Below are 11173 nucleotides of genomic sequence, written 5' to 3'. Positions count from 1 at the left end.
CTTGACCCGCAACCCCGCGGGCCTGACATTACCCCCACGACCCGGGTCACTTCTCGATGAAAACGCCGGGTCAACTCTCAGTGAAAATCAACACCTCGTTCGCGCACGACAACGAGATCGTCGGCGCGGATGAGGCGCGACTGATCTTCGACAGCGTCCTCGCCACGCTCCGGTTCGTCGATCGGCTGCCGCCGCCGCCGATGCCAAGCTGACAATCGCGGCCTACGCCGTCATGCCAGCAGCGCGAGCATCTCGCCCTGGTTGACAAGCTCGCCGCGCGCGACCGCCGCGTCGACGACGTCTACGATGACAGCTCGGACTTGTGCGCTGGTCGACTTGATCCCGAGCGCCCGTGACACCGCCTGGACGATCTGGTCCCGCGTCGCCCCGAAGTTGTAGCGCACTGTCGCGAGCGCGGCGGCTCTGATCTCGGCGGGCGGCAACATCTCGGCGCGACGCAGCGCCGGGGACCGGACGGACGTGCGGTCGCGGACCTCCGGCTCGCGGCCGGGGACGGAGAGGAAATCGCCCTCGCGTGACAGTCGGCCTGTCCTGACGGAGACGTCCACCGCCCGCTCAATCGCCGACTGGATCCGCCCGCCTGCGCGCTTCAGCCCCCATCCCTCACGGATGCGGGCGACCACCTCGTCCAGGTGCACGGGCCCCTCCATCGCGACCACCTCGTCCGCGAGCATCGAGAGCACGCCGGTGGGGGTGTCGTGCAGCTCCTCCTGCCGGTGCGCTGGCTTCGTCACCGTCGCTTCGACGTAGAAGTGGCCCTTCGGTGCCTCGGTTCCGGCTTCCACCGGCCTGGCCAGCCCAATTTCGGTGACATCCTCGCGCTCGATCGCGACGATCTCGACTGGGACGGCGGTGCGGGCGCGGCCGGACTCGGCGGCGTCGTGCTCGGCCTTGGCGGCCTCGATCCTCGCTACGACGAGTTCGAGCTGTTCCGTCGGCCGCTGGAACCAGTCGGTGCTCCAGATGCGGTGGATCGTCCAGCCGTGGCTCTCCAGCACCGACTGCCTGAGCCGGTCGCGGTCGCGTGCCGAGCGGGCGTCGTGATAGGCTGCTCCGTCGCACTCGATGCCGAGCAGGTAGCGGCCCGGCCGTTCCTCGTCGGCAACGGCGAGATCGATGTAAAAGCCGGCGAGGCCCACCTGCCGATGCACCTGGTAGCCGCGCGCCTGCAGCGCGCGGGCGACCAGCTCCTCGAAGACGCTGTCGGAATCGCGCCCCGTGCTCTCCGCGATCGTGAGGCGGCCGGTGCGCGCGTAATGCAGGAACATGCGGAAGGCGAACACGCCCTTGCGGCTTGCCGCGAAGTCCGGCTCGATGTCCTCGTCCGACATCGACGCGAACACCTCGCAGCGCTGCTTGGCGCGGCTGATGAGAACGTTGAGCCGGCGCTCGCCGCCTTCGGTTCCCAATGGTCCAAAGCGCATCGGCACCCGGCCGCCCGGCACCGTCGGGCCGTAGCCGACCGAGATGAAGATGACGTCCCGCTCGTCGCCCTGCACGTTCTCGAGATTCTTGACGAAGAACGGCTCGGACTGGTGCGACTGGAAGAAGGCCTCGACCTCAGGGGGCAGCGCCCGGCGGAGCAGCTCCAGCTGGTCGAGAATGGCGCGACGCTGCGCGGCCGAGAACGCCGCTACGCCGAGCGAAAGGTTCGGGTGCTCGCGGGCGTGGGCGATGATCGCCTCCGCAACGATGCGCGCCTCGACCTGGTTGGTACGCGTGCCGCCAGCGTCGAAGATCCCCTGCGGGATGCGGTGGAAGCGCAGCCCCATGCCCGCCTCGGCAGTGTAAGGGCTGGGGACGATGAACAGCTTGCTCTCGTAGAACTGCCGGTTGCTCACCGCGATCAGCGACTGGTGCTTGCTCCGGTAATGCCAGCGCAGCATCCGGGTGGGCAGGCCGCGCGCGGTGAAGAGGCCGAGCACGCTCTCGATGTCGGCGACGCGGCCGCCTTCGTCGTCCTCGTCGTCCGACCCTCCGCCCGTCATCTTGGCGAAGAAGGCAGTGGGCGGCAGCTGCTTGGGATCGCCCACGACCACGACCTGCTTGGCGCGAGCGACCGCGCCGAGCGCGTCGACCGGCTGGATCTGGCTCGCCTCGTCCATGACCAGCAGGTCGAACTCGAACACGCCCGGGGCGAGGAACTGCGCGACCGAGAGCGGGCTCATCATGAACACGGGCTTCAGCGCCTGCACCGCCGGCCCCGCCTTCTCCATCAGGCGCCGGATCGGCATATGGCCGCGCCGCTTCTGCATTTCGGCCTTGAGCGTGCCGAGCGGCCCGAAGCCGACGCCGTCGCGCGCCGGCATCCGCCGGTGATGGGCGCGGACGACCTCGACCGCGGCCGCCGCAATGCGCTGTCGGTCCATGTCGGCGAACTCGCGTGCGAGCCGTCCATGCATGGTTCCGTCGAAGCGTCCGAGTTCAGGCTCTACGCGAACCATGTCGGCGTAGACGGCCTCGTGGTAGGCCATTTCAAAGGCGGAAACGGCGTCCGTACCGGAGAGCCTGCCGTCACGGAGTCGATCGACGACGTCTCCGCAGCCCAGCTCGCGGGCGCGCGCCGCACGGTCGCGGTAGGCCGTCCAGCGAGAGAGTTGCTCCCCCGTCGCTTCCCAGGTCGCGAGCCGATCAAGGAGCGCCGAAGTCGGCGTCGCCGAGAGGGCTGCCGTGCCGAACGCCTCGCCGGCGTCCAACTGCAGCTGGTCCGAGAGAGCCGCGAGGTCGGCCGACGCCTTGTCCCATAGCTTCTCCGACGCATCGGCGTCGCGCCCGAGCTGGGCTCGGTCCGCGATCCGGCTCGCGAGCAGACGGATGTCCTCGTTCGCACCGATCCAAGCAGCGGCGGTGCCAAGTGCCGCCCAATCGGACCGAGCGCCCTGCCAGGCGCTCCCGAACGCAGCCCGCCCGAGTGCATCCCCGTCCATGAGCGCGTGAGCCGCCCGCTGGCCCTCCTCCAGTTTGGCGAGCAGTCCGAGCCGGGCGCGTAGGTCGACGGTAGCGTCCGTCAACAGGGCGGCGGTGCTCCGGTCCGCCTCGTGGACGCGGACGGTCGCCGCCAGGAGGGCTGTGACATCGGCGCGGTCGGGACCGGGCGCGTCGCCGAACGCGGTTTGCCGACAATCGCCGAGACCGTCCCAGAACCGCCGCGCCAGCTCCGAAACCGCAACGGTGAGCTCCCGCAACGCGGCCGCCTGCTCGCGGACCAGCCGCTGGTCGGGGCGACGCGACACGATGAGGCGCGGTTCCGCGCCGAGGTCCCGGAGCGAGCGCATCCACTCGACTACGGCGCCGAGCGGCTCGGAGACGCTACGCGGCCCGCGCCAGTGCTCGCCGAACGCGGTGCGCCCGAGTGCGTCGTCGCGCTCGATCTCGCGCCGTGCCGCCTGTCGGTCGGCGAGCGCGTCGAGCAGCGACAGCGTCTCGTCCAGTGGCTGGTCCGGCGCGACGAGGAAGGATTTCACCAAGCGGTTGGCGCGACGCCACTCGCCGCTGAGGAGCCGCAGGAACCCCGTTCCGTGCGATGCCAGGGCTGAGCGTGCAGCGGCGAGGTCGACGTCCCACGCCGCCTCGGTCAGCGCCCCACCGACGCGAGCCCGGGCTGCTTCGAGCCGGGCGACCGTTGTCACGAGGTCGCCTGCGCGCTCGACGCCGGTGTCCCACATCTCGGCCGCGAACACCTCCGGGCTGGCCGGCGGGGCGACGGCGACGCGATCGGCCACGTCCGTCATGCGACCGATTCCGACGAGATCGGCCGGCGCGTCGCGTCCCAGGCTACGGGCGAGCGCGGTGGAGGCCGCGAGCACTCGCGGGAGGCGGACGGCGAGCTCCGCCGCGCAGTCGAAGTCATCCGGGCCGAAACTCGCCGGCAGCTCCGCGAGGGCGCTGCGGGACTCGCCGAGATCTGCGGACCACGCCTCCTCGGCGAGCGAGCTGCCGAGCTCCGCACGGATTGCCGCGTGCGCGGCGCCCGTGGCCAGAAGAGCGTCGATCGCATCGGAGTCCTTAGTCCAGACCTCGGCGGCGAGCGCCTCGGGCGGCAGGTCCGGTGCGCTCGCGATCCGGCGGGCGCGGGCAACGGTGGCGTCCACGTCGGGCAGCCGCGCCGGCGGCTCGGCGGCGATCGTCGTGGCGAGATCCGCCGAGGCTTCCTGCGCCTTCGAGACCTCCTCGCGCAAAGTGCCCACGCGCGAGACCAGGCGCTCAACGTCGTTCGGCAGTATCGCCGAGACGCCGACGCCGCGCCACGGATGCTCCACCGGGGTGCCGATCGCCTCGATGCGCTCGACCAACTCGGACAGCACCTCGCGCCGATCGAGGAAGCCGTCTCGCGACCAGCTGGCCGGCCCCTCCAGCCGGATGTCGTTCGGCTGCTGCCCGTCAAGGCGAAGCCGGACGAGCTGTCCGATCGCCTGGAACGGCGTCAGACCCGACGAGCTCCGGGCCGCGTGCATTCGCTGGGCATGGCCGTTGAGCCGGTCGCGCGCTTCGGTGAGGCGGGTCGCAAGTGTGCCCGAATCCTGTCCTCGCGGCGCGCCCAGTTCCCAGGTGCGCCGGAGCTCGTCCAGCAGCGCCCGCTTGTTGGCCTTGTTGCTGTGAAGTTCGAGGCAGGCGTCACCGACGCCGTTCGCGTCAAGCCGGCGCTTCACGACCTCGAGCGCCGCCATCTTCTCGGCGACGAACAGAACACTCCGGCCATCGGCCACCGCGGAAGCGATGATGTTCGCAATCGTCTGGCTCTTGCCCGTGCCCGGAGGCCCTTGGACGACCATGTCCCGCCCTCGCCTGACCTCGTGGACGACGAGCGCCTGGCTGCTATCGCTGTCGACGATGTGCAGCATCTCGGCAGGTGGGATGAAAGGGTCGATGGCAGCGTCTTCGGGGATCATGCCCTCGCCCGCCTCGAAGCCCTCCGACAGAAGCCCCCGGATCAGCGGTCGCTCGCTGATCCTGCCGCCCGCCGGCCATGTCGCCGGGTCGAGGTCGCGATACATCAGGAACTTCGCGAACGAGAAGAAGCCGAGCGTTATGTCGTCGGGCAGGACGGCCCAGCCTGGCTTTGACGCGACCGCATCGGCGACCCCGGCCGCGTAGGCGACGAGGTCGAACTGATCGGACGCCTCGAAGGCGGGCAGACGGATACCGTGGACGCGGTCGAGGTAGGCCTCGAGCGACAGGTTCGAGGCGAACTCCTCCTGCCGCGCGCGCAGCTTGAACTTCTCGCCCGCGTTTCCGCGCTCGAGCGAGACGGGAACGAGGACGAGCGGCGCGTGGCGGATGTTCGCCGCGTTTTGAGGGTCGACCCATCTGAGCGCGCCGAGCGCGAGGAAGAGGATGTTGACGCCCTGCTCCTCCTCGAGCGTGCGCGCATCGTAGTAGAGTTCCAGTAAGCGCTTCTGGAGGCCCTTGGACGTCAGCCGCGTCTGAAGCTTCGTGTCGACGTGCCGCGCGAAGATGCCGCTCTCGTCCGCCTCGTCGTCGGGCTGCGCCAAGTCGGCGATCTCGTCCGACTCTTCGGCGGTGTTGCCAGCGTCCGCGGCCTCTCCGGGCGCGAGCTTGCCGGCGAGGAAGGTGAACACCCTGCTCTCGGCCACCAAGAGACGGAACACCTCCACCGACCGCTCGTCGATTATCTCGATCGCCTTCGCGTTCTTGGACGAGCGCGGCATGTGGAGGAGGCGGTTGCGCGCCGAAAGGTCGAGCAGTTCGGTCCTGGCCCGATCGAGCTTGACGTCGAGCGGAAGGTCGCTCTGGAACACCGACGCGTCCGCGTCCCGCGTCTGAGCAGCCGAAGTAACCAATGATTTTCCCCCAAACCTCAAGCAGCGATGTTGCTGTTCCTCCGTCGTATTTGTCCAGCCCGTTTAGACCGGACCATCGGATTACGGTCGCTGTGGATCAGAAGGGCCGTCGACCCGCAGGTAGTCATTCCGAACGTCGGCCAGACGTCCCACCATTGAACATTCGATCATGCGGATGGACGGCTGTTTGTGCGAGCCGAACCTTTGCCACGAAAGCCACATCAACGAAGACGAACCCGTGCGAAGGCGCTCGGGGAGCCGCTAGCCCTTATAGAACTGGCGCCAGCAGCGCGGCGACGAATTCGCGCCCCTCATCGGTCAGATCGTCGCTTTGCATCAGGTCCGCGATGGCGCGCATCTCCTCCTCAATCACGCAGACGCGTTCCGCAGCGTGATCGATCTCCGCGGCCTCGAGCCGCTCGATCAGAAGCGGCGACGACATGAAAGCACGGATCGAGGCGAAAACGAAGAGACCGTGCAGGATGCCTTGGGCGGGCCGCGGACGCCCTTGCCACGGCGAGTGCCTGAGCTCGCCCGAACCGGCGACCAGCGGCACCACGTCCTCGACCAGCGATAGGAGCAGATGCATAGCCTCGTGGAGCACGCCCTCCGCCATCCGGAGGCGTTCCCGTGGCACGGGTTCGGGATGCACACCCACGAAGATAGAGAACGGGACGTCGGGATCGCTGTAACTGACGTCGTACGCCGGTCCGTCGGTCGTCAGGACGTGGATGGATCTGACGACCGCCGCAATCGCCCCGGCCACCCAGGGCACCAGAGATAGCAGTCGAAGCGCCTCGGTAAGCGCGGCTTCGATGCGCGAAGGCGGAGGCGTCGCTTCTATAAGTCCGAGTTCGACATACCTGCTCGGCATCACGGCAAAGCGCTCGACGGCAGCCACCTCGTCGGGGGAGCCTCCGACAGGAACCCAAGCGACCGTTACGGGATGTGCGTCCCTGGATAGAGCAAGAATGGCGGCAGTGCTGTAGTTGCCGGGATCTATCCCGAGGTCCTTCAGCTCGTTCCACCGGCGACGCGCCAGGAGGCGCACCAGCGGATCGGGAAGCACCGGCCCGCGCCGTAGCGCCGGCCAAAGCTCGTCGGCGGAGATCACGCGGTCTGCCGGAACGTATACACCACCGTGAAGCGCTCCCCGCCCCTCACCGTCGATACCGCATGATGCGACGTCGCGGAGATCCGGAAGCCGAACGCGCTCGCGGGCGCGGGCGCGACGACCTCCGCGACAGCTTCGGGTCGATCGTCGGAGAACAGCATAAGGAACCCGCCGTTCTCCGGCTTCCAGCCCTCGTTCAGCTGGATGAGCACCCGGTGCGTCTCATCCTTGCCGATGTGGTCGTTGTGAATACGTATCGTCTGACCGGCGGTAAGGCGATGTGCGGTGACGCCGACCAACTCGAGCTCACCTTCGGTGGGGAGGAGGGCCGCGGCGGCATCGCGGATCGCCGCCACGAACTCCGGTGCGGCGAGCGCCGCTATGCCGTCTCCGGTCGCGAAGGTGAGATCGAGCTCATGCTGCTCGTAGAAGTCTTCGACGCGAAGCTCCCATTGGGCGTCGTCGCGCAACCAGCGCAACGCCGCCCCGGCCACGTCCGAGGAGATGACGTCGGGACTGATGAAATGCGGGAAGGGCGTCGTCGAGCTCTCCGCCTGCGCCAGATCCGGTAGGATCACGCGGCAGCGTCCAGTCCGACCCTATCGCGCATATGCGCGATCAGGTGCAACTGATCGGCGCAGAAGACGCTCGGGTTAGAGAGGCCCTTCTCCGCGCTCCAGCGGTGCGTTGGCATCCCCCCGCCGCACACGGCCAACTCCGGGCAAACAAGGCATTCGGGCGCGGTCGGCCGTTGTGACCGATGATAGGCTTCGAATGTATCGGACCGGACAAACGTCACGAGATCGCCATCAAGCGCCGAAACCTGATCCGCGAACCGGTCGCCCGAAGACGCGGACTTGAGGGTGTCATTCTTCGCGATCGTGCCGTCGGTGTCTACGACCAGTATGCCGTACTCTGCCAGGCCCACTCCTTCCTTGCGAGATCGGCCGCCGAGCACCAGGCGGAGCATGTCATCGAGAACGCGGACCCGTATGGGTTCGCGGTCATCGAGGTAGACGTCCAGCAGGCGGGACATCCATTCGCCATATTCCGTCGAGCGAACGCCCGATTTGCCAGGCGGAAGCGTGTCGTGGTTCCCATCGCGGTAGAGCAGGTCGACGCTCGGCGCGCCGAGCGACTTGAGGAATGCGTAGACTTCCGCCGGATCAGACTCCAGGTCGATTACCGCAAGGAGGCCGGAGAGCAGGTCGAAGCTCGAGCCGCGGGCGAGCACGCGACGGATCGCGTCGACAACGCGCCCGTGAGAGCCCGCCCCGCGATGATCTCCGCGGTGCCGGTCGTGCACGGCTTCGGGACCGTCGATGCTGATCGAGATCCCGACGTCATGCAGAGCGCAGACGTCGATGACCTCGTCGGTGAGCAGCACCCCATTCGTCTGGAGGTGCAATCCGCTCGAGGAACCGAGATGCGATCTGAAGAGCGCGCAGATCTGTTCGAAGGCACGGACGCCGACGAGGAGCGGCTCGCCACCGTGGAACACGACGCTGAGCGGCCGACCCTGTTGCTTGACCAGCCTAGCCAGCTGTCCCGCGAGCGCCTGCGCGGTCGCTTCCGCCATGCGCTTCGGCTGCAAGCGCCAAGCCTCGTCGCCCATCTGGTAGACGTAGCAATAGTCGCAGGCGAGATTGCAGCGGCTCGCCAGCTTCACGAGGACGGTGTCGATCGGGATCACCGGTCTTGTCCGACCGATCTCAGCGGTTGTGACGGTTGTGCATCCGGTTGTACGCCGTCGGCTGCCGATCCGTGTTGTTGCGGACCTCGTCCATGAGGCGTGACAGCGCAACGCTGTCGAGCTTCACTCGCGTACCATCGACCGGTGGGTTGACGACCTTGTGCTCCATGACGGACCTCCTCGTTAGGCGTTTAGTCCAGATAGCATCGGATCGCAGGCGTTAACACCCTGCGCCTCAAGATATTTCCAGGGACGGCTCCCGGATCAACCTGGACATACGTCCAACAAATTGGCTCGTGCCCTTCTACCTTGGCATATCTATCTCAAGTATTCATGTCATCTGAATGTTTGAACATTCAGTTATACATAGCGCATTGCGAGACTTACAGCCATAGGTCGGTAATTAGGTGAACATTCTTACAGATCACCTTCTCGGACTAGGCAGCCAGTACTTTAGCACAGCGCGGGACGGTTTGCCACAAGCGGCTTTGTTCGCGGGGTTCCAGAAGCGGTAACTGACGCCGCGTGCTGGCTACCGTCTTCCCGAGCGGTTATCCGGATAGCCGGAGGGACGAAATGGCCGACGACAGCGACATACAGTGGCGGACGGTCCAGCACCTGGCGCGCGACCTGATGCTGGCGAAGGGGGACGAGAACGGGCCGAGCCGCGGGCGAGCCGTCTTCCTCGTGGGCGCGGGCTGCTCGGTCAGTGCAGGCATTCCGGCGGCTAGGGGCGTCTCGAGGCTCGTCGCGCTGCACCTCGCGCAGGCCTACCTCGGCGAAATCCCTAATGGCGCGGACGACGAAGAACGCTCGGATGAGGCGCTGCGGCGGCTCGTCGCGGCCAGCCACGTGGAGAAGAACAGGGCGTTCGCCGATGACGGGAAGCCGCAGTGGGGCGAACTCTACCAGTACTTCTTCGCCGAACACCTCAAGTCGCCTAACCAGCAGCGCGAGCTAATCTACGGACTGATTGAGAATTCCAAGGGGAAGCTGAACTGGGCCCACGCCTGTCTCGGCGAGCTCGTCGCGCAGCGCTACGTCAACACCGTCCTCACCACGAACTTCGACCAGCTCGTGCTTACCGGCATCTTCCGGACGGGGATCATCCCCGTCGTCGCGGACGGCTTCAGCGCATTGAACCGGATCGTCGCCGAGCCGCTTGTGCCCCAACTCATCCATCTGCACGGCTCGATGAACACCTACGCCATGCGCAACGACCCACGGACGCTGGCGGAGCCGATGCACGACCACCGCCCCGTCACCATGCTCAACGGCGTCCTTCAACGCGCCAACCTCCTCGTGGTCGTCGGCTACGCGGGCGGCGAGGAAGGTCTCATGAAGCTTCTGCTGCAGGCCTCGAGCTCGCTTGAGCAGCTGGTAATCTACTGGATCAGTTACGAGGACGACGCCGCGCGCCTGACGGGTGACTGCCGAAAGCTCCTGGCCGGCGAAAACAAGTTCGCCATCGCCGGCGGTGAAGCGGATCGCTTCTTCGGAGACCTCATGCAGGAGCTCGGGATTGGCCAGCCGGGCTGGGTCGCCGATCCGATCGGCGAACTCTTCAATCATCGCGTCGAGCTGGTGGCGCCGGAGTCCGTCTCGGAGGCCGCCATCCTCATCGAGAGCTATCGGGAGAAGATCGAAGCGGCGATGGTGGGGGCGCCGCCTCCCGAGGAGCCGAGGCAAAAGGCCGCTCGCCTGCGCGCCGCCGGCGAGTACGGTCAGGCCCGGGCCGCTCTCGGCGAGGTCGATCCCGCGGCCGATCCCGGCGCGGCGAGGATCCACGCGTTAAATGCCCTCTCGCTTTTCGAGGACGACGCGACGGCGAACCGCGCGATGCTCGACATCGCCATCTCGGAATTCGAGGCGTTGATCGCGGCGACCAGCGGCCGCGAGCAGACAGAGAACGTGCTCTCCCTCCTCGACGCCCTGTTCGATCTGTCGGAGGCTGGCGGCGAAGGCGACGACGCGGAAGCCTTGGAGCGCATCGTGGCCACCGCATCGGAGTGGTTGGGGAAGCTCGGATCAACCGATTGGACGGGTCGCGGCCGTCTCCTCTTCTATCGCGCACAGGCGCATCACCGTCGTGCCGAGAGCAACAACGACGACGTCAATGACATGCGACGGGCCGCGGAAGACTATCGCGCGGCACTCGAGGCGTTGGAGCAGGCTCCCGACCGGACGCTCTCTACGATCGAGGTTCGGGAAGGTCTCGCCGCCGCGCTGCAGGTGCTCGGCGCGTCCGACCAGGACAACGATCAGGACGCGCGCGAAGCGGTCCAGCTGTTCCGTGAAGTGGCGGAGCACCCGCGCCGCGACGCGACTCAGCCGGAGGACGAGGCGGGCCTGCACTTCAATCTTGCGGGCGCGCTGATCGCGCTGATGCAGCGCGTCGATGCCGAAGAGGCCCAGCGGCTTGGAAGCGACGCACGCGACGCGCTTCTTAGGGCCGAACGTGCCTATGTTCGCGCAGGCGACAGCGACAAGGTCGCCGAAGTCCGGCAACGCCTGGAGGACCTCCCACCACAGGCTTGAACTGGC

The 11173-nt window shown here is 67.3% G+C and carries 7 protein-coding genes; 2 read left to right on the top strand and 5 right to left on the bottom strand.

Annotated elements, in window-relative coordinates:
- Positions 1 to 80: 80 nt before the first annotated feature.
- Positions 81 to 212 (top strand): hypothetical protein, encoded by a 132-nt coding sequence (locus J2Y58_RS18680; protein ID WP_310106538.1) that lies wholly within the window; start codon positions 81 to 83, stop codon positions 210 to 212.
- A gap of 18 nt (positions 213 to 230) precedes the next feature.
- On the opposite strand, the gene J2Y58_RS18675 is transcribed toward J2Y58_RS18680, so the two are convergent.
- The 5 genes from J2Y58_RS18675 to yhhA form a co-directional block, all read right to left on the bottom strand.
- Positions 231 to 5780: a DUF3320 domain-containing protein gene (locus tag J2Y58_RS18675; protein WP_310106536.1), complete on the bottom strand. Its 5550-nt coding sequence runs from the start codon at positions 5778 to 5780 to the stop codon at positions 231 to 233.
- Positions 5781 to 6090: 310 nt separating this feature from the next.
- Positions 6091 to 6936, bottom strand: a complete 846-nt coding sequence (locus J2Y58_RS18670; protein WP_310106534.1) for an aKG-HExxH-type peptide beta-hydroxylase — start codon at positions 6934 to 6936, stop codon at positions 6091 to 6093.
- Positions 6933 to 7514, bottom strand: a complete 582-nt coding sequence (yhhC, locus tag J2Y58_RS18665; RefSeq protein ID WP_310106532.1) for a cyclophane-containing peptide 2OG-Fe(II) oxygenase YhhC — start codon at positions 7512 to 7514, stop codon at positions 6933 to 6935. Before yhhC ends, J2Y58_RS18670 begins: the two co-directional genes overlap by 4 nt.
- Positions 7511 to 8629, bottom strand: a complete 1119-nt coding sequence (yhhB, locus tag J2Y58_RS18660) for a cyclophane-forming radical SAM/SPASM peptide maturase YhhB (protein WP_310106531.1) — start codon at positions 8627 to 8629, stop codon at positions 7511 to 7513. The genes yhhC and yhhB overlap by 4 nt, the downstream gene beginning before the upstream one ends.
- 19 nt (positions 8630 to 8648) lie before the next feature.
- Complete coding sequence (gene yhhA / locus J2Y58_RS18655) at positions 8649 to 8798, bottom strand: YhhA family cyclophane-containing RiPP (RefSeq protein ID WP_310106529.1); 150 nt, start codon at positions 8796 to 8798, stop codon at positions 8649 to 8651.
- Positions 8799 to 9205: 407 nt separating this feature from the next.
- Here yhhA and J2Y58_RS18650 point away from each other — a divergent pair, with 407 nt between their 5' ends.
- Entirely contained in the window at positions 9206 to 11167 is a 1962-nt protein-coding gene (locus tag J2Y58_RS18650) for an SIR2 family protein (protein ID WP_310106528.1), read from the top strand.
- Positions 11168 to 11173: the final 6 nt, after the last annotated feature.

This window comes from Sphingomonas sp. BE138 (genome assembly GCF_031456125.1).
Taxonomy (GTDB): domain Bacteria; phylum Pseudomonadota; class Alphaproteobacteria; order Sphingomonadales; family Sphingomonadaceae; genus Sphingomonas.
Note: the sequence above shows the minus strand (reverse complement) of the source record. Positions and strands in the feature narration are given on the sequence as shown.

Excerpts from the sequence above, each read along its gene's own strand:
- yhhA (WP_310106529.1), bottom strand. The coding sequence starts at position 8,798 with ATGGAGCACAAGGTCGTCAACCCACCGGTCGATGGTACGCGAGTGAAG.
- J2Y58_RS18650 (WP_310106528.1), top strand. The coding sequence starts at position 9,206 with ATGGCCGACGACAGCGACATACAGTGGCGGACGGTCCAGCACCTGGCG.